26 protein-coding genes are annotated in these 23,296 nt (G+C 55.6%); 14 read left to right on the top strand and 12 right to left on the bottom strand.

The window, feature by feature from the left end:
- Window positions 1–104 precede the first annotated feature (104 nt).
- From ACO6S1_RS07740 to ACO6S1_RS07730, 3 genes are all read left to right on the top strand, one after another.
- Complete coding sequence (locus tag ACO6S1_RS07740; protein WP_422345736.1) at window positions 105–902, top strand: sugar phosphate isomerase/epimerase family protein; 798 nt, start codon at window positions 105–107, stop codon at window positions 900–902.
- Window positions 903–914: 12 nt separating this feature from the next.
- Window positions 915–1,391, top strand: a complete 477-nt coding sequence (locus tag ACO6S1_RS07735) for a nuclear transport factor 2 family protein (RefSeq protein ID WP_422345735.1) — start codon at window positions 915–917, stop codon at window positions 1,389–1,391.
- Window positions 1,392–1,455: 64 nt separating this feature from the next.
- Window positions 1,456–2,262, top strand: a complete 807-nt coding sequence (locus tag ACO6S1_RS07730) for a hypothetical protein (protein ID WP_422345734.1) — start codon at window positions 1,456–1,458, stop codon at window positions 2,260–2,262.
- Here the strand turns inward: ACO6S1_RS07730 and ACO6S1_RS07725 are convergent, their stop codons facing one another.
- Window positions 2,263–3,024: a hypothetical protein gene (locus ACO6S1_RS07725; RefSeq protein WP_422345733.1), complete on the bottom strand. Its 762-nt coding sequence runs from the start codon at window positions 3,022–3,024 to the stop codon at window positions 2,263–2,265.
- Window positions 3,025–3,099: 75 nt separating this feature from the next.
- Between ACO6S1_RS07725 and ACO6S1_RS07720 the strand changes: the two genes are divergently transcribed.
- Window positions 3,100–4,509 carry a flavin monoamine oxidase family protein gene (locus ACO6S1_RS07720; RefSeq protein ID WP_422345732.1) on the top strand — a complete coding sequence of 470 codons (1,410 nt, stop codon included), beginning with the start codon at window positions 3,100–3,102 and terminating at the stop codon, window positions 4,507–4,509.
- A 29-nt stretch (window positions 4,510–4,538) separates the two neighbouring features.
- On the top strand, window positions 4,539–5,396 hold the full coding sequence (locus tag ACO6S1_RS07715; RefSeq protein WP_422345731.1) for an alpha/beta fold hydrolase: 858 nt from the start codon (window positions 4,539–4,541) through the stop codon (window positions 5,394–5,396).
- Window positions 5,397–5,457: 61 nt separating this feature from the next.
- On the opposite strand, the gene ACO6S1_RS07710 is transcribed toward ACO6S1_RS07715, so the two are convergent.
- A complete protein-coding gene (locus tag ACO6S1_RS07710; RefSeq protein ID WP_422345730.1) occupies window positions 5,458–7,764 on the bottom strand; it encodes a TonB-dependent receptor in 2,307 nt (768 codons plus the stop codon).
- 302 nt (window positions 7,765–8,066) lie between these two features.
- On the opposite strand from ACO6S1_RS07710, the gene ACO6S1_RS07705 reads away from it, so the two are divergent.
- Genes ACO6S1_RS07705 through ACO6S1_RS07665 form a run of 9 tightly spaced genes read left to right on the top strand, consistent with a single transcriptional unit; the run spans window position 8,067 to window position 13,989 of the window.
- Window positions 8,067–8,369, top strand: coding sequence for a DUF1330 domain-containing protein (locus ACO6S1_RS07705; RefSeq protein ID WP_422345729.1), 303 nt, complete (start codon window positions 8,067–8,069; stop codon window positions 8,367–8,369).
- A complete protein-coding gene (locus ACO6S1_RS07700; protein ID WP_422345728.1) occupies window positions 8,366–8,839 on the top strand; it encodes a VOC family protein in 474 nt (157 codons plus the stop codon). Before ACO6S1_RS07705 ends, ACO6S1_RS07700 begins: the two co-directional genes overlap by 4 nt.
- A complete protein-coding gene (locus ACO6S1_RS07695; RefSeq protein WP_422345727.1) occupies window positions 8,840–9,934 on the top strand; it encodes an NADP-dependent oxidoreductase in 1,095 nt (364 codons plus the stop codon).
- Between the two features lie 12 nt (window positions 9,935–9,946).
- Complete coding sequence (locus ACO6S1_RS07690) at window positions 9,947–10,399, top strand: VOC family protein (RefSeq protein WP_422345726.1); 453 nt, start codon at window positions 9,947–9,949, stop codon at window positions 10,397–10,399.
- A complete protein-coding gene (locus ACO6S1_RS07685; protein WP_422345725.1) occupies window positions 10,399–11,742 on the top strand; it encodes an MFS transporter in 1,344 nt (447 codons plus the stop codon). Before ACO6S1_RS07690 ends, ACO6S1_RS07685 begins: the two co-directional genes overlap by 1 nt.
- Complete coding sequence (locus tag ACO6S1_RS07680; protein ID WP_422345724.1) at window positions 11,739–12,545, top strand: alpha/beta fold hydrolase; 807 nt, start codon at window positions 11,739–11,741, stop codon at window positions 12,543–12,545. The genes ACO6S1_RS07685 and ACO6S1_RS07680 overlap by 4 nt, the downstream gene beginning before the upstream one ends.
- A complete protein-coding gene (locus ACO6S1_RS07675; protein WP_422345723.1) occupies window positions 12,542–12,844 on the top strand; it encodes a YciI family protein in 303 nt (100 codons plus the stop codon). The genes ACO6S1_RS07680 and ACO6S1_RS07675 overlap by 4 nt, the downstream gene beginning before the upstream one ends.
- A gap of 28 nt (window positions 12,845–12,872) precedes the next feature.
- Window positions 12,873–13,475 carry a carboxymuconolactone decarboxylase family protein gene (locus ACO6S1_RS07670; RefSeq protein ID WP_422345722.1) on the top strand — a complete coding sequence of 201 codons (603 nt, stop codon included), beginning with the start codon at window positions 12,873–12,875 and terminating at the stop codon, window positions 13,473–13,475.
- Window positions 13,476–13,479: 4 nt separating this feature from the next.
- The gene (locus ACO6S1_RS07665) at window positions 13,480–13,989 is read left to right on the top strand and encodes a YybH family protein (protein ID WP_422345721.1); all 510 of its coding nucleotides are present in this window, start codon (window positions 13,480–13,482) and stop codon (window positions 13,987–13,989) included.
- On the opposite strand, the gene ACO6S1_RS07660 is transcribed toward ACO6S1_RS07665, so the two are convergent.
- From ACO6S1_RS07660 to ACO6S1_RS07615, 10 genes are all read right to left on the bottom strand, one after another.
- Window positions 13,986–14,888, bottom strand: coding sequence for a hypothetical protein (locus ACO6S1_RS07660; protein WP_422345720.1), 903 nt, complete (start codon window positions 14,886–14,888; stop codon window positions 13,986–13,988). The two genes, ACO6S1_RS07665 and ACO6S1_RS07660, sit on opposite strands and share 4 nt — an antisense overlap.
- Window positions 14,889–15,017: 129 nt before the next feature.
- Window positions 15,018–15,782, bottom strand: a complete 765-nt coding sequence (locus ACO6S1_RS07655; protein ID WP_422345719.1) for an enoyl-CoA hydratase/isomerase family protein — start codon at window positions 15,780–15,782, stop codon at window positions 15,018–15,020.
- Window positions 15,779–16,645, bottom strand: a complete 867-nt coding sequence (locus ACO6S1_RS07650) for a polysaccharide deacetylase family protein (RefSeq protein WP_422345718.1) — start codon at window positions 16,643–16,645, stop codon at window positions 15,779–15,781. Before ACO6S1_RS07650 ends, ACO6S1_RS07655 begins: the two co-directional genes overlap by 4 nt.
- A gap of 1 nt (window position 16,646) precedes the next feature.
- Entirely contained in the window at window positions 16,647–17,069 is a 423-nt protein-coding gene (locus ACO6S1_RS07645) for a GFA family protein (protein WP_422345717.1), read from the bottom strand.
- Window positions 17,069–17,872 carry an SDR family NAD(P)-dependent oxidoreductase gene (locus ACO6S1_RS07640; protein WP_422345716.1) on the bottom strand — a complete coding sequence of 268 codons (804 nt, stop codon included), beginning with the start codon at window positions 17,870–17,872 and terminating at the stop codon, window positions 17,069–17,071. Before ACO6S1_RS07640 ends, ACO6S1_RS07645 begins: the two co-directional genes overlap by 1 nt.
- Window positions 17,872–18,177, bottom strand: a complete 306-nt coding sequence (locus ACO6S1_RS07635; protein WP_422345715.1) for an REDY-like protein HapK — start codon at window positions 18,175–18,177, stop codon at window positions 17,872–17,874. Before ACO6S1_RS07635 ends, ACO6S1_RS07640 begins: the two co-directional genes overlap by 1 nt.
- 13 nt (window positions 18,178–18,190) lie before the next feature.
- Entirely contained in the window at window positions 18,191–19,384 is a 1,194-nt protein-coding gene (locus tag ACO6S1_RS07630) for an amidase (RefSeq protein ID WP_422345714.1), read from the bottom strand.
- On the bottom strand, window positions 19,381–20,742 hold the full coding sequence (locus ACO6S1_RS07625; RefSeq protein ID WP_422345713.1) for a phenylacetate--CoA ligase family protein: 1,362 nt from the start codon (window positions 20,740–20,742) through the stop codon (window positions 19,381–19,383). Before ACO6S1_RS07625 ends, ACO6S1_RS07630 begins: the two co-directional genes overlap by 4 nt.
- A complete protein-coding gene (locus ACO6S1_RS07620) occupies window positions 20,739–22,046 on the bottom strand; it encodes an MmgE/PrpD family protein (RefSeq protein WP_422345712.1) in 1,308 nt (435 codons plus the stop codon). The genes ACO6S1_RS07625 and ACO6S1_RS07620 overlap by 4 nt, the downstream gene beginning before the upstream one ends.
- The gene (locus ACO6S1_RS07615) at window positions 22,043–23,290 is read right to left on the bottom strand and encodes an MmgE/PrpD family protein (protein WP_422345711.1); all 1,248 of its coding nucleotides are present in this window, start codon (window positions 23,288–23,290) and stop codon (window positions 22,043–22,045) included. Before ACO6S1_RS07615 ends, ACO6S1_RS07620 begins: the two co-directional genes overlap by 4 nt.
- Window positions 23,291–23,296: the final 6 nt, after the last annotated feature.

The raw sequence follows: 23,296 nt of genomic DNA, 5'->3' as shown, positions 1-23,296 counted from the left end.
CATTATGGCCGATTCTCACAACTCTATCTAATCGCCGCCGACGCGCAAACAGCCTAGCATATTGACTAGCCGTCTTGGCCGCAGGCTTGGATTAGAATTGTCTGATGCGCGACTTAGCTCTTCACCAGATTACCATGACGCAAGGCGGACCGTCCGGACTTGTGCGTTTCGCGGCCAAGGCTGGCCTCAAGAAAGTCTGCCTGTTCACCGCGACACCAATGACAGCAGATGGTAAGCCCATGTTTGCGATTGTTGAACCATCAGACAAAACAGAGTTTCAAAACCTGCTCGCCGACAACAATGTCTCGATTATCAACGCGGAATATTTCCCGGTCATGCCGGAAACCGATGTCAGCGGATATGCAGCGGCATTGGAACTGGCCGCCGCACTAGGCGCCAAACGCGCTGTCACCCATATTCACGAGGTCGATCCGGCACGTATTGCCGATCAACTCGGTACATTATGTGAAATGGCCAGTGATTTAGGCATGGAAGTTGGCTTGGAATTCACCGGCTTTGCCAAAGGTTGTGACAGCCTCGAAAAAGCAGTGAAGCTGCATCAGGCCATGAACCGACCCAATCTGAAGATTGCAATTGATGCGCTGCATTTGTTCCGGACAGGCGGGACGCTGGATCAGCTTAAGACCGTCGATCCTCAGATTATCGGCTATGCCCAGATATGTGATGGACCGCATTTTCGAAAATCCAATGAATATGTCGAAGAGGCCATGAACCGGATGATTCCCGGCGAGGGCATGTTCCCGCTCCGCGCCCTGATTGATATCTTGGGCGCACATACCGATTTAGACATTGAAGTCCCTCACTATGCTTCTGCCCCGCATTTCGATGCCGAAGATTGGGCACGTCAAGCGATAGCGGGGAGCAAGACATTATTGGAGTAACCGGAGGCTGTAATGACCCATGATGATTTGATCGACCGGGCAAATATCACCGACCATGTGCTGAAATATGCCACCGGCATCGACCGGCATCATTGGGATGTATATCGCGCGATCTTCGCTGATGAAATTACGCTCGATTTCTCCAGCTGGTCCGGCGATCCCGCCAGCACCATGCCAGCCGATGACTGGGTTGCAGGCGTCCGGGCTACGCTGGAACCATTTGACGCGACCCAGCATGTCCTGACCAATTTTTCAATCACCCTCGACGGCAACAGCGCGACCTGCACCTGCTATATGGCCGCCCATCATCATCTCGTCGTCGATGGCGACCGGCAGATGCATAGCATTGGCGGCTTTTATGTGCACGAACTGGAGCGAACGGGCGGTGGCTGGCTGATCCACAAAACCCAGCTCAATGTGACATGGGAAATGGGCGATCGCGGCCTGTTTGAACTGGCCGCCAAGCGCGGTGCGGCATCGATGGCCTGAAGCGGTTGCGTCCTGCACAATTGATGCTAAGTCGTCCGGACAAATTTAACGAAGGATCAGCCTTATGTTTCTCACCAGCCTCTCCGCTTTGGCTCTCGCCGCCGGATCGCCGCAGACCCTTACCCTGGGCGAGCAGTTGCCGGGCGTCTTCACTAATGAGGAACAGGCCTATTTTGAAAAAGATGCGGGCCGGACTCCGCCGCCATGGATCGCACTGAAAATTGAACAGCGAGGTTCCGGGCTCGTCGTCACCCGCACGGATGCCTTCGGCAAAGCGGTTGCGGCACCACTCACGGGGCTTGCTGCCACAGGCGTGCATCGCGACAGCCTGACATTGGGCAATTGTACCCGCAATTTTGATCGCACGGACACGGGCTGGGTCTATAGTAAGCTACAAAATAGAATGGCCTGTCGTCAGGATTATCAAATTACCGGCGTCAATGCCGACGGGCTGACCCTGCGTTTTGCCGATGGCACCGAAACCCAATTGAAGCGCGCCCGTCCGGTCGAATGCTGGGCCGCCGCGAAGAAGACCGAACCCAAGGCAGATGGCAGCCCGGACTGGCTGTTCGCCCAGAAATTAAGCCTGCATGATCAAGGAGGACGGGTCATGGTTGGTGGCGGAGACAGTGGCGCCGAACCGCTGATCCTGCGCATGCGGGCGGTCTATTGGCCCAAGCCCAGCACGAACCGGCCAAGCATGGTGCTCTATGTCCATAAGCCCGATAATCCCGATAGCGCCGTCAGCTACAGCTGGGCCGATATCGGCGCCAGCCGCGTTGGCCTCAACCTGCGCTGGATGCAGGCAAGTTGTACGATCAAAGGCGCAGAACGAGCCTCCACAATCCAAGCGGATAATTTTCGCGGTTGATCAATTTGGCGGCGGCAGGAACAGCGTTTCGTCAATCTCCGCATTCACTTTGGTTTCCGTCCAGAATACCTCATTGGATTTGCGACCATCATAATAGAGCGTGACATGACGCGCCTGAAGCCATCGCGGATCTGTCAGCTTCACGAAATCGTCATAGACCCTCAGATGCCAGCCTCTTGGCGTGCGAAAGCCCATAGTGCGGATTGCATGGCTTTGCCGATCAATGCCGAACAGCGTCTTGCCGCCCGTTGGATCGACCAGTTCGACCATGTAAAGTGCATGGCCGCCCACATTATCATCCGGTAAACGCGTGGCTGTGAAACCGGGCTTATTGGCCTGTCGGATGATCCCGAAACCAAAATTGCTCGCCCAGAATTGCTCGGCCTCCGCCTTCGGTGTGATCCCGCGTTCGGTCCAGGTGGTTTCTCCGTCATAACCCACTTCGAAAATCAGCTTTTCGCCATCTTTCGCGATGATGCGAACCTTGCCATCTGCACCATGAGCAATGGTGCGCTCAGGATCAAACACCCGCCACATCCGGTAATCGCTCGCCGTCGTGCGCGGCTCATGACCTTCAGGTCCGTAGAAGACGGCATGGCCAGATAATGTCAAAGTCTTCGCATTGGCCCAATCATCTCCGCCAGCCGCTTCCCGCGCCATGGCCAATATAGCAGCACCATCTGGTTCCGTTTCCGCAGCAGACGAAGGAAACACTGCCATTGCCAGCATGAGCAGCACCAACAACTGCAGATGTCGTATCATAGGAAACAGCCTCTCAGTTTTTGTCCGGACAAATTTACCTTGCCTTGATGTGCTGGTTTCTGTCAACATGAAGCCATGAGCAGGCGGTTTTCTTCAATCGGCAGGCGCGCCTTTATTGGCGGACTGAGCGCTTCGCTCATTGCCTGTGCTGCACCCCGCAGGTTGTGGAGCAAAACCACAGCTGATGTAATTGTGATTGGCGCCGGTCTTGCCGGATTGCATGCCGCAAGCATCATCGAACAGACAGGCCATAAAGTCATTCTGCTCGAAGGCGCAGTTCATGCCGGAGGACGGCTCCATACTCTCGATGACTTGCCCGGCAATCCGGACGCGGGCGGTATTCAGATTGGTGCGAACTACGAGCGCTTTCACGCCATTGCCGACGCCTTGGGTGTGGAACGATATGTCCCGCCCCCATCCGGACGCGGATCGCTTTATCATGTCGGCGGAGCGTCGCTCACGGCGGAACAATGGGCCAGCGCACCGCAGAACAAGCTCGCTGATCATGAAAAAGCGCTCCCGCCCGATCGGCTGTTCTTTTCCTATCTCGGAACCTTGCCAGAATTTGAGAATATCGCGGACTGGATGAAGCCGGAGGCGCAGAAAATTGATATTCCCCTCGGCCAATATCTGAAAGAGCAAGGGGCGTCCGGTGAAGCGCTGCGACTGATCGACGCCAATCTGAACGGCAACAGTATCGACCAACAGTCAGCCTTGCACATGGCCCGTAGTCTGGCGATATTTCGCTCAGGAGGCGGGCCGACCCGCTATGTTCGCGGCGGTTCGCAGCGGATGACCGATGCAATGGCCGTATCCCTGCGCAGCGAATTGCTGCTCAATAGCCCGGTGGCAGTGATTGAGGACGAGGGCGATGGTATAGAAATCAGTCTTGCCGACGGACGCAAATATGGCGCGCGCCATGTCATTTGCACCGCCCCTTTTGCCGCGCTACGGTCGATGAAAATTGAAGCGAACTTACCGCCCGCAATGCGGAACATGATCGCGCAGCTCCCCTACACAAAGGCAAGCTTTGCCTATCTCTCCGCCAGCGAGGCGTTCTGGAAAAATGATGGCCTGCCGGAAACCATCTGGTCCGATGATCCGATGCTGGGCAGAATGTTTGTCCTCGGTGATGATCCGGCGATGGTGAAGGTCTGGCTCAACGGTCCGAGCGCCGATATGGTGGATGCGATGGACGACCAGGCGGCAGGGGCAGCGATCATCCGCAAGATCGAAACCGCCCGTCCCTCGGCCAAGGGGAAGCTCAAATTTCTGCAAATGTTCAGTTGGCAGAAGAATCCGTTCGCGCGCGGCATATATCATCATATCGGCGCAGGTCAGGGTTTGGCTCTGACATTGGCTACGCAGCATCGCGGCGAACGGTTGCATTTTGCCGGAGAGCATCTTGCACAGCAAAGCTCCGGCATGGAGGGGGCGCTGGAAAGCGGCCAGCGCGCAGCAGAACATGTGCTGCAAAATCTGTAATCGCAATAGACCGGAAAGAGGCACCCGATATGACAGCCAAGAAGCAACAAAGATGGCACCGGCGCCAGTTTATGGCAGGTACGGCAATATTGGGGCTTTTGGCATCGACAAGCGGATGCTCAAGCGTGAGGGCCCGGTCTGCAGTCGCATCGGGGCCTGCCAAAACCTTTCTACTCGTCCACGGCGCCTGGCATGGTGGGTGGTGCTGGCGCGATGTCCGGGCGCAACTGGAAGCGCAGGGGCATCGCGTGTTCACGCCCACTCTCACAGGGCTTGCAGAGCGCGCGCATCTGTTGTCAGCCGATATCGGGCTGGACACACACATTACGGACATCACATCACTGATCGACTATTATGACCTCACCGACATCGTGCTGGTCGGCCACAGCTATGGCGGGATGGTGATTACCGGTGTTGCCGATGCCATGAAGGACCGGATCAGCAATATTGTCTATCTCGATGCCGCGTTACCAAAAAATGGCGAGACAATGATAAGCCAGGGGCCGAAACGTAGCCCTGAAATCTTGGAACAGACCCGCAAAGCTCTGGCGGGACTTGCCCCTGACGGCGTTGGCATGGCAGCCTTCTCGCCCGAAATACTCGGCATCCCGAAGGATCATCCCGGCTATGATTGGGTTGCGCAAAAACTGACGCCTCACCCGCTCAAGACATGGCTGGACCCGATCCAACTGAATAATGGAGGATCACTGGGTTTGAAGCGCAGCTATATCCATTGCACCGCACCTGCTTTGCCCAATAGCAGCTTTCCCTATCACGCTGCACAAGCGCAGGCTGACCCAAGCTGGACCTATCATGCGCTTGCCACCGGCCATGACGCGATGGTGACAGCGCCGGATTCCGTCGTAGAGATTCTGATCGCTCTATAAGAAACGGCGTTCTGGCGCCCAGTTCTCCGCCAAAACGCCGTAACTTTCTCTATCGGAAATCTTAATATTTAAACTTTGCAGTCAATCCAAATTGGCGTTCCCGCGGCAGGAAGCTGGTATAGGCCCGACGGAAAAACCGGAATGAACCGGGATCAACATAGCGGAACACGTTGGCAGATGTTCTGTCGTTAAACAGATTTCGCGCAAATAATGTCAGCTCAAGTTTGTCGTTGCGAACACCCAGCCGCGCATTGGCGCGCCATGTGTCGCCGGTTTCCTGCAAATTGTGGATTTGTGCAAATCGCGAACCGGTGAATATGGCATCGGCACGAACCAGACCGGTCCAGTCGCCAAATAGTTTCGGTTCCCACTGGATAGTGGCAGAACCGCTATTTTCGGCCACGCGCGGAATGTCGGAACCTGCGAAGCTGGGATCGCCAAAGACAGTCTCTTGAAATGCGTCGGTACCTTCTTTCACATTTGTGTCCGCCAGCGCATATGTAAAACGCAGGCTCAGGTTATCGGTCGGGTAAACACCGACATCGACTTCCACACCGTTGACGCGCGATTTACCGACATTCTGCACCACGGTGACTTGTGCCTGTTGCGGTGTGCCTTCATTCAATATGACCACCTGGCTGAGCTGCTGGTCGCTCAGGTCAAGCCGGAACGCGGCGATATCCAGGCTGACGGCACCGTTGCCAAACGTCGTTTTGAAACCCAGCTCATATTGCCAGACATTTTCCTCATCAAAGACGAGAAATGGCGCCTCATCGGGATCATCCGGATTGACGTTGTTAAAACCGCCCGCCTTTGAACCTTTGGAAGCACTCGCATAGATGAGCGAATTGGACGACGGTTTGTAATCCACCGTGAAACGAGGGCTGAAGCCGTTAAAGCTTGCTTTCAGGGGATCACCACCATCTGTATTGATCGCCGTAATATCTTCCCAGGAATAACGGCCTTCGACCCCCAAGGTCAGTTCCGGAGTTACTTCAAATTGCAACGAACCGAAAATCGATGTTTCGACGTCTTCGCGTTGACCATCAAAGGCGAGATCCACTTCCGACAGATCACGATCCACCGTAAGGGCGTCCTCCTCGTAATGGAAAATGCCGACAAGCCAGTTGATCCCGGAAAGAGCATCAATGGAACCCGATAACCGCCCTTCAACAGACCAATAATCGCGGTCTGTTTTATCATCCGTAACCCAAACTGCGGGGAAAGAACCGAACGGATTGGAAATCAATGTCTGTGAATAGGATTGGTTGGTTACGATGCGCAGGTCCTCGGACGTATAGCCACCCAGCAAACTCAGATTGATATTGTCGCTGATATCATAGCTGAGATTGGCGGTAGCACGAATGATCTCGCGGTCGAGCCCGGCGCGGAAATCCCATTGCGCGAGCTGCGGGCCGAAAAAAGCAGGCAGTCCAACGGGGGTTAGATCCGTGCCTTGATCTACACTGGTTGCGATATTGACGGTTGAAGTCTGCTCCGCCTTGCCACAATAGTAAGAGATCAATACTTCCGGACAGGCCGAACCACCGGCTGCAACGCTATTGTTAAAGGTAGAATCAAAAAGACTGCCGACAAACTGGCCGTCTTTATCCTTGCTGTAGTTACCGCTGATATAAATATCGAGTTCGTCGGTCGGATTATACCGAAGGGTTCCAAACAGAGCCAAGGTCTTTTCAGATCCGACATCACGCGCATTGGACGTCAGTGTGCTGAGATTTTCGTAACTGCCGCCAAATTCGGAGTAACGGCCACCAATCTGGCCCGACAGACCGGAATCACCAAATGGCGCCGAGACGACCGCGCTTAATTCATAGCTATCATGTTCAGCAATGGTTGCGCTTCCCTTGATCGACAATTCATCGCCAGGCTTGCGCGTAATGTAATTGATCACGCCGCCATAGGTGGAGCGGCCATAGAGCGCCGCCTGCGGACCTTTCAGGACTTCGACCCGTTCGACATTATCGAGGATGGTGGAAACCACCCCGGTGCGGACAAACACACCATCTACAAAAAGCGAAACAGGTTGCGCTGTTTCCGGACGCAGGTTCGCGATACCGCGGACTACCGGACGCTCTGAGTTCCGGCCAAAGTCACCGTTAAACTGAAGCCCCGGTGTCAGATCGGCGATATCGCGGACATCTTCCAGTCCCGCATCTTCGATGGTTTTTTCGGAAAAAGCTGTCACCGATATCGGCGTGTCACTCAGCCGTTCGCTGGTTTTCCGGGCCGTGACAATTATGACATTGGGGTTATCCGCCGCTTCTTCACCGGATTGGGTCTGTGCAAAAACCGGCGCGCTCGCCAATATTGTAGCGGTGAGAAATGTTATTTTTACAGTCGATTTCATTATTTTACCTCCCTGATGCCCTATTGTCCGGACAAATCTTCCAAGCACTAACTTCCACCGTGCAAATAATTTGTCCAGACAAATTTTCAAAACAACGTTATAATCATATGAAATTGTCACAAAAATACATCAGTGGCAGTCTTTGGACCGCAGCAGTCAGCCAAGTATCAGGCCAACGATACCGCTGATTCCGGTCGCTATTTGCGCGACAAGGCAAAACGACCGAAATAATGTAAAATAGCGGTTGCAATCACCCGCCTCTTGCGTAATTTGTCCGGACAACTTTTGGAGAGGACTAGTCCATGCCCGCCTATATGATCGTTACCGCAAAGATTTCAGACCGTGACAAGTTCATAAGGGGTTATGGTGCTACCGCTGGCGCTCTGGTCGAAAAATTTGGTGGCAGATACGTGCTGCGCGGCCCGGGAGCGGAGCTTCTGGAAGGCGATTTTGGCGATGGTGCTTCCATGGTCATTTCCGAATGGCCAGACAAGGCGGCCGTCCATAAATTCTGGAACAGCCCGGAATATCAGGAAGCCAAGAAGCTGCGGGCCGACATCGCCGATTGTCAGGTCCTCGTCATCGAAAGCCCCAAAATCGCATGACGGACATTATCAAACGCACGACCCTGATGGTTCGCGACGGTGACGCAGCCTCCAACTGGTATGAAACCGTTTTCGGCATGACCAAGTGGATGGACACGCCCTTTACGCTGTCGGGTACGCAGCTAGCCGCTGGCAAGAAAGGTGATCAGACCCGGTTGATCATCCTGAAATGCGAGCATGACATGATTGGCATGATCGGCCTGCTCGAATGGATCGATCCCAAACAGGATGCGCCGGAAGAATTGCCCACCGAAATCAAATTCGGCGCACCGGTATTTGTTGTCGCGTCCGAAGATGCCAGAGGCGCAGTCGAACGCGCCCGCGCGCTCGGCTCTCGCATTCACAGCGAACCACGCGAATGGAGCGTTACCGGCGCAGATGGCAAACAAAAGGATATGATCGGCTGTTCCTTCTGGGATCTGGATGGCTATTTCTTTGAAGTAAACCAGGTCTTGAAGGTTCATGACTGAGTGACCGCCGCTGGTTCATCTCTTGCCGATTTTGATACCCTTTCTGTAGGCAAGCAGATTGACGATGATGCCAATTATCAATGGCGCGTCGCGGCCAAACCAGTTGGCAATGTCGTGCCGTCGGACTTTGAATGGGCGGTGACCGATATACCGGAACCCGGCGAAGGTGAGGTGCTGCTCAAGACCCACTATCTCGGCCTTGCCCCGGTCATGCGCTTTTACATGCAAGGCACAGGAGCGGCGGGCGAACGCGTACTTGAACCCGGCGATGTTATTCACGGCCGCGGCGTTGCCCAAGTCGTCAAGTCACGCCACCCCGAGTGGCGGGAAGGTGAAATGGTACAGGGCCAGATAGGCTGGCAGACGTACAAAGTCTCCGCAATGACGCCGCAGGAGAAATTCTTCCGGATGCCGCCCAATGGCCTGCCAGCCGCGCTGGGTTCAGGAGTGTTAGGAATGACGGGCCTCTCGGCTCATGCCGGGCTGTTTGCCTGCGGCGATCCCAGAAAAGGCGACCGGATGCTGTTGTCCGGTGCGGCTGGCGGGGTCGGGTCGATGGTCAGTCAGATGGCGGCAAATGTTGCCGGCTGCGACGTTGTCGGCATGGCCGGAGGACCGGCAAAATGCGCCTTCATTCTCGATCATGGATGTTGCGATGCAATTGACTATAAATCCGAAAATATCGAAGCGCGGCTGGATGAACTTCTGCCCGACGGGATAGACCTGTATTTTGACAATGTCGGCGGCGAAACACTTGAGGCCTGTCTGGAGCGGCTGCGTCTGCACAGCCGGGTCGTGCTCTGCGGATCGATCAGCGAATATACGCGGGATGAGCCGTTCAAGCTGTCCAACTACACCCGCTTGCGCGCGACGGAAACGCGGATGCAGGGCTTTTTTGTCTATAATCATCTGGATCGCTGGGACGCGGTGATGGATGATCTGGCGGGATGGATTCACGACGGTAGGCTGAAACCCGTACAGGATGTCGAGCAAGGTTTTCAGCACATGCCTCGGGCGCTGGCCAATCTCTATTATGGTCAGAATGTCGGCGTGCAATGCTGTTCGGTTCGCGGCGAGCCAGATATATGGAATTGAGGGAGACGGGTTATGAGTGAGAAACAGCAGACACGGTTTCAGCGCGGCAATTTTGTCGTGGCCGATATCGATCGCGCGCTGACCTTCTATCGCGATGTGCTGGGTTTTGAAGAAACCTTCCGCAAGGGCCATAATCCCGACAGCTATTCTTTCCCGGTCTTTGAGATTCCCAAGGAAGCGGAGATCGGATTTTCCATCCTTTCCCTGCCGGGCCAGCCCCGCGTGATGGCGCTGTCAGAGGTTAAAAATGTTCCGCTGGAACCCGTTCCTCATCCGAGGCGCGGTGCGATTGTGCTGGATGTGGCTGATCCCGATGCGGTGATGGAAGGCGCGCGAAAACTGGGCCTGCAGGTCTATGAAGAAGGCCGGCTTGAAACCCATGACGGGCGGATCGGACGTGAAATCGGCATTGTCGACTTTGACGATAATCTGGTCGTTATCTATCTCATCCCGGATGCTCAATAATGGCAAGCCAGACAGACGCAGCCGCTGTTCCAGCCAAACCCTATCCCAGCGCCGCCGCGGGCTGGTTTCTCGTGGTCATGCTGACCATCGCCTATATTTTTAGCTTTGTGGATCGCTATATTCTTGGTCTCTTGATCGAACCGATCAAGGCGGAATTTGACCTGTCCGACCGTCAGATCGGCTGGCTGCTCAGTGCATTTACATTGGTCTATGGCTTTGTTGGCATATTCATGGGCTGGCTGATTGATCGCGGCAAACGCATCTGGATTGTATCGATCGGCGTTGCTTTATGGTCCGCAGCTACAGTCGCGACCGGCATGGCGAAAAATTTCTTTCAGCTGTTTGCAGCCCGCATGGGCGTCGGCGTCGGTGAGGCAACGCTCAGCCCAGCGACATTTTCAATGATCGGCGACAGTTTCCCGACCGAGAAACGCGGCAAGCCCATCGCCTTTTATTCCTCCGCTCTGCCTATCGGTGCAGGCCTCGCATCCCTTTTAAGCGGTGCGATAATCGCATGGACTGTATCAAGCGGCAACCAGTCCCTGCCCTTCTTTGGCGAATTGTCACCCTGGCGCTTTACCCTGATTCTTGTCGGCCTGCCCGGGATATTTTTTGCGCTGTTTTTCCTGTTCATGAAAGAGCCGGAACGGCGCCCTGTCGCCGCATCTGCCGGTGTCATAAGCGGCAGCGGCTTTTTCGATGCGCTCAAATATATCTGGCAAAACAAGATGCTCTATATCGGCTTTGTGCTGATCATCTGCACGATGACGACCATTGCTTATAGTCAAGGGTTTCTGGCCCCTACTTTTGAACGGACATGGGGCTGGTCGGCGCAGAAATATGCTTTCGTCAACGGGGTTGCGCTGCTGATTATCGGCCCGGCCAACATGATGATCATGGGCACGATTTCAGACTGGTGGACGAAAAAAGGCGTGCAGGATGCGTCCTTGCGTATCCTCTATGTCGGCTTTTTCATCATGGTGCCGACCGCTGCCATTCCGCTGTTCATGCCCAGCGCGGAACTGGCCTTTGCGATATTGTGTATCAACACAGTGGGCATCGGCATTGTCTCCGCCATTGGTGTAACTTCCCTGCTGGTCATCACGCCAGCGCAGATCAGGGGACAGGTGGTCGCGCTATATTATCTCGCCATCAGCTGGTTCGGGTCGCTCGGCCCGATCGTTGTCGGCGAACTGTCGAGCAGTGTTTTTGGCGAAGATAATCTCCGCTATGCGGTCGCAGCGGTCCCGCTGATATTTGGCGTGGTGCCATTTTTGATGATGCCTGTGACACGGCGGCTCTATCGTGAGCAGATGGTCCGCTTGGGCGCTGCCAGCGAATGATCCGCAAGGGCTATAGCGACGGCCCATTCGGTCAGGTGCACTGGCGGATGCTGGCACCGGAAGGCACACCAACACAGCCAGACCTTTACTGCCTGCACCCTGCCCCGTTCAGCGGGCTCGCCTTTACCGCAATCATGCCGCATCTGGCGCAGGGTCGCCGGGTCTTTGCACCAGATTATCCCGGCTATGGCGGCTCGGATCCTTTCAAAGTGGAACCGACGATAGCGGATTATGCCGCCGCCATGATCGCGGTGGTTGATGACCAATCCGGCGGCGGCCCGGTGGACCTGATGGGCTTTCACACCGGCAATCTCGTGGCGGCCGAAATGGCCCTGACCGCGCCCGAAAAAATCCGCCTTCTGGCGATGGTGGACGTACCAGCCTTTGATACCGAAACAAGCGCCAAATATCGCGCCGCCAGTGCCAAGACATTCGAAATCGTACCCGATCTCTCCTGCCTTGAAGGGCCATGGGAACGCGGAATGACCAAGCGTATCGAAAGCCAGGGCCCGGAACGCAGCTTTGAAATGTTCGCCGAGCAATTGCGCCCCGGACGACTGATGAACAAGGCTTTCCATGCGGCATTCAGCTATGATGTCGACGCAAGATTGCCCGCGGTCACCCACAAGACATTGATACTGGCCTCGCAGTCCGGCCTGTTGGGCGCTACCCGTCATGCGGCCGAGATCATGCCGAGCGCTACATTGGTCGAGCGGCTCGATATCAAACGCGCTGTCCTTGACGAAGCGGCAGAAATAACGGCAGCTGAAATTCTGAAATTTCTGGATAGGACATCATTATGAAAGCCTTTGCCATCTATTGCACCGACAAACCGGACACCGAACAGAAACGTCTCGACGCACGCGGCGCGCATTTTGCCCATATCGAGAAGACGATCGACAATCTGTTCGTCGCCGGACCCTTTAAAAATGCGCAAGGCGATACGATTGGATCGCTGTTGATCGTCAAGGCCGAGACGGCCGAAGATGCCCGCGCGCAGCTCGAAGCCGATCCCTATTATCATGCCGATATCTGGGCCGATATTCGCATTCATGAATTTACCGCAGCCGCTGGCGACTGGATTGGCGGCAAGATATGGTAGGTTTCCCCAATCGCTGAGGAGAGCAAAAATGACGCGCATCACGCCGCTGACTATCGACGAACTGCCGGACGAGACACAGGCTGCTCTCAAATTTTCTGAAAGTCTGATGGGCTATGTTCCCAATTCGGTGATGACCATGGCGCACTGGCCGGAATTGCTCGGCGCGTTTCGCGGGTTGGTCAGCGTTATCTATGGGGATAGCGCCATCGACAATGGCCTGAAACGCCTGATCGGAGCGGTCGTCAGCGCCGCAGCCGGATGCCAATATTGCAAGGCGCATACGACATTGGGCGCCCGTGATGTCGGGGTTGCCGAAGAGAAAGTCAAAGCCGTCTGGGACTATCAGTCGAGCGACCTGTTCAACCCTGCCGAGCGGGCGGCGCTCGACCTCGCCTTTGCCGCTGGACAGGTTCCCAACGCGGCGACGGACGCGCATTTCAAGGCGCTCGATGCCTATTATGACGAGCGCCAGAAAACCGAGATTATGGCGGTGATCAGCATGTTCGGTTTTCTCAACCGCTGGAATGACAGCCTCGCAACCGCGCTGGAAGACAAGCCGTTTGAATCAGCCAGCAGCCTGTATCAGCCAGACCAATGGCAGGCCGGGCAGCATCGACGCCAGGAGACATGAACCAATGCCGATAAAAGCAAGTCTGATAGCCGCGGCACTCGCGATCACACTCCCGGCATCTTCGCCAGCCTATGCTCTTGATAGTCACGCTGAAACATCGCCAACAGATGAGCAGATGATCACCGAGTGGGGCACAAAGTGGCAGCAGCTATTCGAGGCTGGTGATATCGAAAAGATGCGCGACATGTATGAACCTGACGCGGTTCTGATGGCCCATGGTTCGTTGCCGCAAATAGGCGTTGATGCGATCCTGTCTTTTCTCGGTCGCAACAAGGCCGTCGGCAATAAAGTCACCATTGATTTTGCCAATGAAGACATCACCATCGACGGCCAGCGCGCCTATCTGACCGCCAAATATTGGATGACAATCACTCTCGCCAACGGCCAGGTTCTCGACTTTAAAGGCCGATCCTTTCTGGTGTACAAGAAAAGCAAAAATGGCCTGTGGCGGCTTTGGCGCGACATGGACAATCAGGCACCAGACGTGATGGCGGAAGACCGCCCTGTCCGCTAACCGATTTCGATCAATTCCAACAATTCACCCGCCGGACCAATAGCTGTTGCCGTTCGGCGATCGCGATAAAGCGCGCCTGCCCGCACCTGTGGCGGCGCGATCCAGTCAATCTTGACCGCATCCAGATCATCGACAGCCAGCGTCACCAGCGCATTACCCGGCGGCAACATGCCCTCATGCTTTGGCCGCGACGTTGCTTCGTCCGGATAATCATCCACTTCGACAATTGGCAATCGATCGATCTGTACCATGGTCAGGTCAGATACCGTTCCTGCAGGCTTTCCGAACGCTTCATTGATCATGGTATATTCCAGCGTATAGGTATCGCCCTCGGTCAAATGCAACCTGTCGCGATACCAGTTCACGGTTTTCACGCGGTCCGGAGTCGCCAAAATGACGATGAATATATGATCAGTCAGCGATCGTGCTTTGGGCAGGTCCGTTGTCGGTGTATTTTCGCGCACTTCATTAAGATAGATCATCTCACGACCGGGGCCGAGCGCCTGCATCGGTACAAAATAAGGCAGGATATCGATCTCCTTGGGCGGCCCGATAATATCGAAGCTACTGCCCTCCAGACGCCCCGGCCAGCCGAAGACATCCTGAACGGTTAGCTCATAGGCCGCCCAACCATAAGTGGTTGTCGGCTTGAAATCCGGATGACCAGGCTGTTCGACCAGACGGATGAAGCAATCGGCCCCGCTGGCTGGCTGCAAAACTGCCATGGGCGCCCCCGCTATTTTTGGGCAGGCCCACGCCTGCGCCAGATCGTCCGACATTGACCCGCTTTCGATAACCTTCATGCCCAGCACATCACGATAATCTTTCAGCGCCGTTTCCAGATCGGGCACCGTTGCCACTCCACCCAGTATCGAGCCATGTTGCAATGTATGTGTCATGTTCGCTCCTGTATTCCTGCGTAGGCAGGAATCCATCTCCTGCCGTTTCGTCTATTCGTCAGCCTCTAAGATGGACCCCCGCCTGCGCGGGGGTTGACGCTTCGGAACGCGGATGCATTCCGTGGCGCGTCAAAACTCCGGCTTTCTCTTTTCCATGAACGCTCTTACGCCCTCTTTGAAATCATCGCTCTCGAAAGCAGAGTCGAACAGCTGCTCTGTCTCCGCATCATCATCGGCCTGCCCGTCCAATATGCGTTTGATGATCGCCTTACTCATCGTCTGGCTGTGCAAGGAAACTGACGCCATCGTGGCCGCCAGCGTCTCCGCCTCGGCATAGGGATCGTCAGCCAACAGAGTGATCAAACCGATATCCATCACGGCCTGCGCCGACAGCAATTGTCCGGTGAACAATATCCGCTTGGCCTGCGAAGGGCCGACCAGATCGACAAGCAATTTGGTGTCATGCAGCGGGTAAACCAGTCCTAGCTTAGACGGTGTAATCCCGAAACGCGCTTTCGGCCCAGCCACCCGCATGTCGCAGGCGAGCGCGATACCACATCCGCCGCCCACACAATCGCCATCAATAATCGCGATTGTCGGCTTGGGCGCCTGCGCGAGTTCGTGCTGGACCCGGCCAATCGCCGCCTGATTGCGGGCGCGCCAATCAGGATCGGTGGAGCCGGTTGCAAATTCGCCGATATCGGCACCCGCACAAAAGGCGCTATCCTTGCGGCTGGCATGCAGCATCAACACGCGGATCGCATCGTCGGCCATGGCATCGGCCAGCAACGCGGGCAGCAGCTCCCACATTGCCTGATTAAACGCATTGCGCTTGTCCGGTCGGTCGATAAGCAGATGCGCAACCTTGCCCTGTTTCTCCAGCCGCAGGGTCATAGCGGATCAACCTTCGCCAGATGCTGGGCAATCTGGTGGCGGGTGGTCACCCAGACGTCCTTTTTGGATCGCACATATTTCAGAAATTCCTCAAAGGCCCAGATGCGCCCCGGACGGCCAATGATCCGCAAATGCAAGCCTAGGGACATCATTTTCGGATTACCTTCCTCGCCTTCGCGGTAAATCTGGTCGAAACTATGCTTGGCATAATCCAGCCATTGCTGCGGCGTCATCGCGGGATCGGTCCACATTTTCATGTCATTGCTATCCAGCTGATAGGGCACAATCGCAATCGGTTTTTCCGGCACCGTTTCCTTGTCCCAGAACGGAATGTCACCGGAATAATCGTCCATATGATAGGCAAAGCCCTCTTCGATCAGCAGACGCCGCGTATTGTCGGTATGAAAATAGCGCGACAGCCAGCCATAGGGCCGCGTGCCTGTCGTTTTCTCAATCGACGTGACAGCCTTGCGAATAAACTCTCGCTCCTTGGCCTCGTCCATCTTGAACTGATGCACCCAGCGATAGCCATGGCTCACTGGCTCATGACCCATATCCGCAATGGCTGCCCCTATTTCCGGATGGTTTTCGAGGCTCATCGCAGCAACTGTCCAGCTTGCCATAATCTCATAATCTTTGAGCAGCTTGACGATGCGGGGCGCGCCCGCCTTGATGCCGTAGAGATAATTGCTCTCGTTGCCGTAATTACGGATCGGGGACTTGATATGAATGCCCAGCTCATCCACCGGCTCCATACCGCGATCACCTCGCGCCACGGTCATCTCGCTGCCTTCCTCGACATTGACGACAATGCTCAGCGCCATTTTCGCGCCGTCCGGCCAGTCCATTCGTTCTTCCTGCATATCAGTTCTTGTCCTTGATCGTGGCCGGTGTCCAGCCCTTCGCTCGGCGGTCGAGACGCGAGTCCAGTATTTCTCCGTCGAGATCCATCGGCGCGGCTTGTTCAAGAAAGACGGCACTTTGTTCAAGGCAATTCACTCGAACGACACCGAGCAATTGTCCCTCAATCTCACTGACCACGGCCGGGACGACACCGCAATTTGAGCAGATCAGAAAATCGGCGGTCTTCGTTCCGAACCGGTATCGGGAAACCGGCCCGGTCAATGTGATGTCAACATTGCCCTGCGGATCGGATGTCCACGACGCACCGTGCTGCTGGCAAAAAGAACATTGGCAGGTCCGCGCCCCGAGTTCGGCCGCCGATTTTTCGCTGCGGAAATCCAGCGTCAATGCGCCGCAATGGCAGGCCCCGGCATAATGTAGCATCAGTGCATTTCCTCTCCGCCGGACACATTGATGGCCTCTCCCGTCACATAAAAGGCATCATCGCTGGCCAGCCAGGCACAGGCAGCGGCTGTGTCAGAAGGCAGGCCGGGCCGGCCCATCGGGTTTTTGGTGCTCATATTGGCAAGATAGGCCTCAACGCTGTCAAAGCCGAGCAGCTTTGAAAAATATTCATTCTGCTGGGCACCCAGACCGGTCGTTACGTGATTAGGACAGACAGCGTTGACGGTAATGCCGTGCCCGCCCAATTCAACGGCGCTCGCCCGAGTCAGGCCAACCATGCCATGTTTGGAGCTGACATAGGCCGCCAAGTGCGGAAAGCCCGTTTTCGCAGCTTGCGATGCGATATTGATGATGCGCCCACCATTACCAGCTGCAACCATCGCTTTGGCAGCGGCCTGGGTACAGTAAAAGGCGCCGGACAGGTTCACGCCGATGACCTGGTCCCATTCCTTGGCCGTATCCACTTCCAGCAACGGCTTCATCATGAAACCGATACCGGCATTATTGACGAAAATATCCACCGCGCCAAAAGCGTCCACGCTCTGATCGACCAGCGCCTGGCATTGTGCAGAGTCGCTGACATCACAGGAAATGGTCGCGACTTTCGCACCGCGCCCGCGCAACTCTTCGGCCACGCCTTCTTCCTGATCACCGATGGAAAGGTCGGAAACCACACAATTGGCTCCTTCGTCGGCAAAGCGCTGCAATATGCCTTGTCCCAGTCCCTTTTCCTTGCCCGAACCAGTGACAACGATCGTTTTTCCTGTAAAGCGGCCTGACATCAGAGGTCTTCTGTCAGAATGAATTGGGGGTTATCGGCATAATCCTGAAACGGTGCTGCCATGGCCTGAAATTCAGGGTCCGACACATCGGCAACAAATGCATCCAGGCCGGTAATGTCGATAATCTCGAAATATTCATAAGGGGATGGATCATCGGAACCGAACAGGCCGGTCGCTTTGTGGACGGTGAACGATGTGACCGAACCCAGCGCATTAACCGCCGGCACATCTCGCGTCTTCGCCCATTCCTCATATTCGCCAATATCAACGCCTTCTTTCAGATTGAACAATACAATGATGCGCATAGTCTCTCTCCTCTTATGTGATTTCCAAATAGGCTTCTGGGCGACGATAGCCGCGTAACTTCTCGTCCAGCTTCCGTGCCAGAGCAAATATATCCGCTTCGCATCCTTTTGGCGCCAAAATCTGGAGCCCCAAAGGCAGGCCTTTGTCGTTAAAGCCAGAAGGAATGGTAATCGCGGGAAGGTCTGCAATATTGGCAAGACAAGTATAGTCAGCCTGATTGGCCGGGGCCTCTTCGCTATGCGGAAAGGCACCTTGCGGGGCGGTCGGCAGGATACAAAAACCGTGTTTTGAAACCAGAATCTGCATCGTTTCAGAGGTCTGTTCGAGAATCGCCTGATCCTCGTCCCAATCGGCGGCGCTGCGTTTGGGACCATAGGTAAGCAATTTTTTCAAACCATCCGAAAGCTTGCTTTGATCTTCGTCCGCAAAATGTGCAGCCATGGCTTTCGATGTTTTTATAAATCCGGCAAAACGGATGCGCGACAACGGATGTTTCAGGTGAACCACGGCAATAGTTTCCCCCGCCCAGCGCATTATGTCACGGAAATTTTCGATGACTTCCAGTTCGCAATCAACACCCGTTTCAACCAATGTCGCCAGTGATCCTGTCTCAGCCTTATCCTCACCGAAATCGCTGATGACTCGCGCCACCTTTTCCAACAGGTCCAAGTTCCGGGCCAGCGGTCCGATGCAGTCCAGCGATTGCTCCGCCAGCTCCAAACCGTCCTGGCTAATCGCCGACTGCGCGGGTTTAAATCCGTACACTCCGCAGTAAGCGGCCGGTATACGCACAGACCCCATTGTGTCCGTGCCCAAGGCGACATCGCATAGACCAGCCGCCACAGCAGCGCCGCTTCCGCCAGATGAACCGCCGGGCGTATAACCTTCCTTGTGCGGATTATATGTTTTGCCGAACCACGGATTGTCGGTCTTTGCGCCCAGCGCGGCCTCCTCCATATTCAGCATCCCTATCATGGTCCCTCCGGCTGCCCGCAGCCTTGCAACTACCGCCGCGTCTTCGCTCGCAACGCGGTCGCGATAGAGTTCGCAACCGGCGGTCCAGGGCATGTCTCTAACCGCGATATTGCCCTTCACGCCGACGGTGACCCCGGCAAGAGGTCCGGTACCACCCGTCGCGGTCCGATCAAAATCGGTAAAGGCGTTTAACCGCCTGTTGGCCGTTTCCAAGGCATCCCAGTCGATCATAACCCCCGCTCGTCAATCAGTCTTATCGGCTTTTGCCTTGTATCAATTTGCGTATCTTCGGCTGTCGCGCCGACATCGACAAGTTGCACGGCGACCTCAATACCCAATCCCTTGCGCAGCAGATCAGCGGTTTGCGCGTGGTCGCTATTGCCGCGGCTTTCGAGCGTGACATGCATCTCGTCCCGTCCGCTATCGTCCCGTGTAACGCGGCACACATATTCGCCGGTCAGGTCGCTACGCCCTTCAATGATCGCGCCAATGGCATGCGGGAATATGTTGATACCGCGCAGCTTGACCATATTGTCGCTGCGCCCCTTGAATCCGGTAATGCGCTTGAAAACCATGCCTGTCGCATTGCTGTCGGTGCGCTCCTCGGAAATATCATGGGTGTTGAAGCGGATACAGGGCGCGATGTCGTCCTTGAACAGGCAAGTCACGACCATGTCACCGGTTTCTCCAGCAGCCACGGGCGCGCCGGTATCGACATCCAGCAATTCAAGATATTGCGCGTCTTCCCACACATACATGCCATCGCGTTCAGGGCCTTCGCCAGCAATGCTGCCCGTATCGCCGACCCCGTACCAGTCAAAGGCCTTGGCCCCTTGCCACGCCGCTTCGGTTGACGCGCGATCTTCCGTTCCCAGATGACCTATGATCATCTTGAGATTGATGCGGTCAAACAGATCTTCCGCCGCTGCGACCTCGGCTAGCTTGCGAATATAGTCGACAAAGCCAACCATGCAGCTGACATTGAAATCCGCCATCAGGTTTACCTGATTGATCGACCGGGTTTCAATTCCGGTGCCGGCGCTGAGGAACAGGGCGTTGGTGAAATGCGTGACGGCCTCGCGGATATAATGCCCGCCATTGATCATGCCGTGCCCATAGACCGACTGCACCACGTCATCGCGTCCGAGACCCATCCAGCGATACATCCGCCCGACCAGCAAATTGGTGATTTCCCGTCCCTTGGGCCCAAACATCAGCGGTTGCGGACGACCGGTTGTTCCCGATGTTGTGTGGAACACCACCGGCGCATCACCGCGCCCGTCAAAATCACCATAAGGTGGGTGGTCGTTGACCGAGGCCATCAGATCGCTTTTGTCATAAACCGGAAGCTTGGTAATATCCTCCAGCCCCTTGATATCGCCCGCCTCTATGCCCTGATTGCTCCACAAGCGATGGTAAAAGGGAATTTCCCATCCGCGTTGCATCAGCTTCAAAAACTGCCTGTTCTGAATGGCAAAAAGCTCGTCCCGGGACATGCCAATATAGCGCGCGGTGAACGCATCACCGACAGGATAGTCGGCGAGCATCTGCTTGGCATCAAAAGCTTCGAAATAGGTCGGAAAAGTCATTGTGGCTCCGTGGCATAAGCTAAGGGATCATCAAATATTCTGGGATCGCAATCATCGCGCGCAAGCGAATGGGCGAGATCACGTTTGGACTGGCATTGGGCATCCGACATCGGAGCGGTAGGACTGCCGAGATTATCGGTGATCACACGCTCAATCGTGCTGCCGTCCGACAGCGTGATGCTCAGCTTTTGCGGTGCCAATGCGTTTTGGTCAGGATTATCATCGATACGGACTGTGACATGGCTGCCCAGCTTCACCAGATCGGGATTGGCAAATTCCGTTGAATCGAAACAGCGCGGATCAATGATGCGGTCCCGCAGCATTAATGGCACCAGAAAGGGCAGACAAAGCCGCGCATAGCCGGGTGTCATATCGGTTTTATAAGGGCGTCCGACGAGCCGGTGGATCAATGGCGGCGCTGCCACATCAACCGACCGGACCATTGCCGGGTCCAATGATCCGTCACGGATCATATCATCAATCGCGCCCAATATTCCATGGCTGGCGCGACCGGACGGGAAGGGCTTTGTGCTGACTTCCTCGATCAACCAGCGATTGCCGATATCACATATGTAACGCGTCAGATCGCCCGGCTCGAACAGCTTGAAATAGCCAAAGGGTCCCTCAAGCGCATCATGCGGTCCATTCATGCCGACCTTTGCCAGGTCAACAGCCGCAATCGCCGCGCGAGAGGCATTGGCGATCTGCAGCGGCAAGGCGATGGACGCCTCGGCATGGGCCTGCATGGTGCCAGCCGCTTGTGAGTAAGCCAGCCCCAAAATATCGGGAAATTTATCTGCGGGAAGGTCTTCGAGTCTGGCGACGGCAAGAGCCGCACCGATTATGCCTGCCGTCGCGGGGCGGAAAAACTGCATTCCGCCAGTTGCTGCCAGTCCCATGCCGCTAGCAATATCCACCCCGGTGGCCAAAGCGGTGAGAAACGCGTCCGCATCGCAGCCGCCCATCCGTTCGGCACTGGCCAGCATAGCCGCCGTCACGACGGACATGACATGGACAACCGCCGGTTCGTGCACGGCATCCCATTCCAGGCAATGGATGGCAAAGCCGTTAAACCAGGCCGCCGACGGGGCGGGCAGCCGATCCGCCAAGCCCAGCAACCGGACTTCGTCCCCAGTGCCCCAGCTGCGGACAGCAGCCAGCATGGCTTGTGCTTCATCAGACACCGCGCCGGCTGCGCCGCCAGCCAATGTGTCACCGAGCAACCGAATTGCCGCCGCCCTCGCGCTGTCGGGCAGGACATGTTTGGCCGCTGCGAAATCCAGAATTTGCTGGGTTGCTGTCATGATAGCCACCCTGACAACATTTCATGGATTGCTGCTGGATCATCTCCGTTTAACGCCAGATCAATCGCCCGATCCGCTTCCTTGACGTCCAGCCCTCCCCAGGCAATCAGCGCCCGTGCTTTCTCGATTATGCCCGCTTTGGACAACGGTCGTTCCGGATCGCCCAGCGTATCGACCAGTTCAATAGCTTCTTCGCCGCATGTAATCCGCGCACCATAATGTTCGGGATAGCGAGTGGTTATGTCACCGGCTTCGGAAACCGTGACGCGGGCCCGAGCATCGGCCAGAGCTGCAATGGCATCGGGTTCAAAATCCGCCAGCTGCGGCACGCCGCGTTCGGCCACTACCGCCACAGCATGCTGAAGCGAGAATTTCGCGTCGATGACGGTTTGCGGATCAGGGCGATCACAAAAACTGATTGCATCAGCATAGGTTTCAACATGGATATCGCCGTCCAGCGTGCCTAGCTTTGCCTTGAGCTCCAGCGCGGCATCAATCGCCGGATGGGCATGGCGGCAGGCGCCCCATGGCTTGAAGCTGACTTCGTGGATACGCCAATGATCCGGAAAGGTCATGGGTTTGGGATTTTCACAGGTGGCAGCGTAAAGGCCTTGTGGACCTTCGAGGATGAAGCGGGGGCCAGTAGCGCCCTCCAGGGATGCTTCGGCAACATGCCAACCGGTTTCTGCAGCGTGGAAAATATGCCACTGCTTTGTAATTGTATCCTCGTTACGCATCTGCCAAAATCCGCCTGACACTGATCCAGCTAACCCCATGGCATCGACCACATTTTCCAAGGATGGTCTTTGTTCAAAGGAAAAAGACGCCGCTACTGCAGCGCCAAATATTCCAGCTGTTGAGGTGTTGTGCCAGTACGAATAATGACGATCATCAAAAGTCGAACCAATAGCGATCACGGCCTCATAGCCTCTAATGGCAGCTTCCAACATTTCGTCAAAATCGGCAGCCAATTGACCAAATATATTTCCCCAGACCACGGGGCCAGGATGTAAAATGGATGACCGGTGAATATCATCCATCTCCAGAACATTACCTAACCAAGATCCATGATAGCCTGGCACCCCCGAAATCTTTCTCGGTAAACTGCCTACTTCGCTGGTGAGCGCACCCGCTACGCACCCAAGCCAATCGAGCAGATGCAATCTTGCCCGTTGCCGCGTCGCTTCATCAACCGGCCGCATCAAATGAGTCGCCAATTTCTCGGTCAGGCTCTCTTGCGTCATAGCGGC

The organism is Parasphingorhabdus sp. (assembly GCF_965233695.1).
Taxonomy (GTDB): Bacteria; Pseudomonadota; Alphaproteobacteria; order Sphingomonadales; family Sphingomonadaceae; genus Parasphingorhabdus.
The sequence above is the reverse complement of the archived record's forward strand: the minus strand, read 5'-3'. Positions and strand labels throughout refer to the sequence as shown.

Coding starts and splice junctions, on each gene's coding strand:
- ACO6S1_RS07740 (WP_422345736.1), top strand. CDS start 105: ATGCGCGACTTAGCTCTTCACCAGATTACCATGACGCAAGGCGGACCG.
- ACO6S1_RS07735 (WP_422345735.1), top strand. CDS start 915: ATGACCCATGATGATTTGATCGACCGGGCAAATATCACCGACCATGTG.
- ACO6S1_RS07730 (WP_422345734.1), top strand. CDS start 1,456: ATGTTTCTCACCAGCCTCTCCGCTTTGGCTCTCGCCGCCGGATCGCCG.
- ACO6S1_RS07725 (WP_422345733.1), bottom strand. CDS start 3,024: ATGATACGACATCTGCAGTTGTTGGTGCTGCTCATGCTGGCAATGGCA.
- ACO6S1_RS07720 (WP_422345732.1), top strand. CDS start 3,100: ATGAGCAGGCGGTTTTCTTCAATCGGCAGGCGCGCCTTTATTGGCGGA.
- ACO6S1_RS07715 (WP_422345731.1), top strand. CDS start 4,539: ATGACAGCCAAGAAGCAACAAAGATGGCACCGGCGCCAGTTTATGGCA.
- ACO6S1_RS07710 (WP_422345730.1), bottom strand. CDS start 7,764: ATGAAATCGACTGTAAAAATAACATTTCTCACCGCTACAATATTGGCG.
- ACO6S1_RS07705 (WP_422345729.1), top strand. CDS start 8,067: ATGCCCGCCTATATGATCGTTACCGCAAAGATTTCAGACCGTGACAAG.
- ACO6S1_RS07700 (WP_422345728.1), top strand. CDS start 8,366: ATGACGGACATTATCAAACGCACGACCCTGATGGTTCGCGACGGTGAC.
- ACO6S1_RS07690 (WP_422345726.1), top strand. CDS start 9,947: ATGAGTGAGAAACAGCAGACACGGTTTCAGCGCGGCAATTTTGTCGTG.
- ACO6S1_RS07685 (WP_422345725.1), top strand. CDS start 10,399: ATGGCAAGCCAGACAGACGCAGCCGCTGTTCCAGCCAAACCCTATCCC.
- ACO6S1_RS07680 (WP_422345724.1), top strand. CDS start 11,739: ATGATCCGCAAGGGCTATAGCGACGGCCCATTCGGTCAGGTGCACTGG.
- ACO6S1_RS07675 (WP_422345723.1), top strand. CDS start 12,542: ATGAAAGCCTTTGCCATCTATTGCACCGACAAACCGGACACCGAACAG.
- ACO6S1_RS07670 (WP_422345722.1), top strand. CDS start 12,873: ATGACGCGCATCACGCCGCTGACTATCGACGAACTGCCGGACGAGACA.
- ACO6S1_RS07665 (WP_422345721.1), top strand. CDS start 13,480: ATGCCGATAAAAGCAAGTCTGATAGCCGCGGCACTCGCGATCACACTC.
- ACO6S1_RS07660 (WP_422345720.1), bottom strand. CDS start 14,888: ATGACACATACATTGCAACATGGCTCGATACTGGGTGGAGTGGCAACG.
- ACO6S1_RS07655 (WP_422345719.1), bottom strand. CDS start 15,782: ATGACCCTGCGGCTGGAGAAACAGGGCAAGGTTGCGCATCTGCTTATC.
- ACO6S1_RS07650 (WP_422345718.1), bottom strand. CDS start 16,645: ATGCAGGAAGAACGAATGGACTGGCCGGACGGCGCGAAAATGGCGCTG.
- ACO6S1_RS07645 (WP_422345717.1), bottom strand. CDS start 17,069: ATGCTACATTATGCCGGGGCCTGCCATTGCGGCGCATTGACGCTGGAT.
- ACO6S1_RS07640 (WP_422345716.1), bottom strand. CDS start 17,872: ATGTCAGGCCGCTTTACAGGAAAAACGATCGTTGTCACTGGTTCGGGC.
- ACO6S1_RS07635 (WP_422345715.1), bottom strand. CDS start 18,177: ATGCGCATCATTGTATTGTTCAATCTGAAAGAAGGCGTTGATATTGGC.
- ACO6S1_RS07630 (WP_422345714.1), bottom strand. CDS start 19,384: ATGATCGACTGGGATGCCTTGGAAACGGCCAACAGGCGGTTAAACGCC.
- ACO6S1_RS07625 (WP_422345713.1), bottom strand. CDS start 20,742: ATGACTTTTCCGACCTATTTCGAAGCTTTTGATGCCAAGCAGATGCTC.
- ACO6S1_RS07620 (WP_422345712.1), bottom strand. CDS start 22,046: ATGACAGCAACCCAGCAAATTCTGGATTTCGCAGCGGCCAAACATGTC.
- ACO6S1_RS07615 (WP_422345711.1), bottom strand. CDS start 23,290: ATGACGCAAGAGAGCCTGACCGAGAAATTGGCGACTCATTTGATGCGG.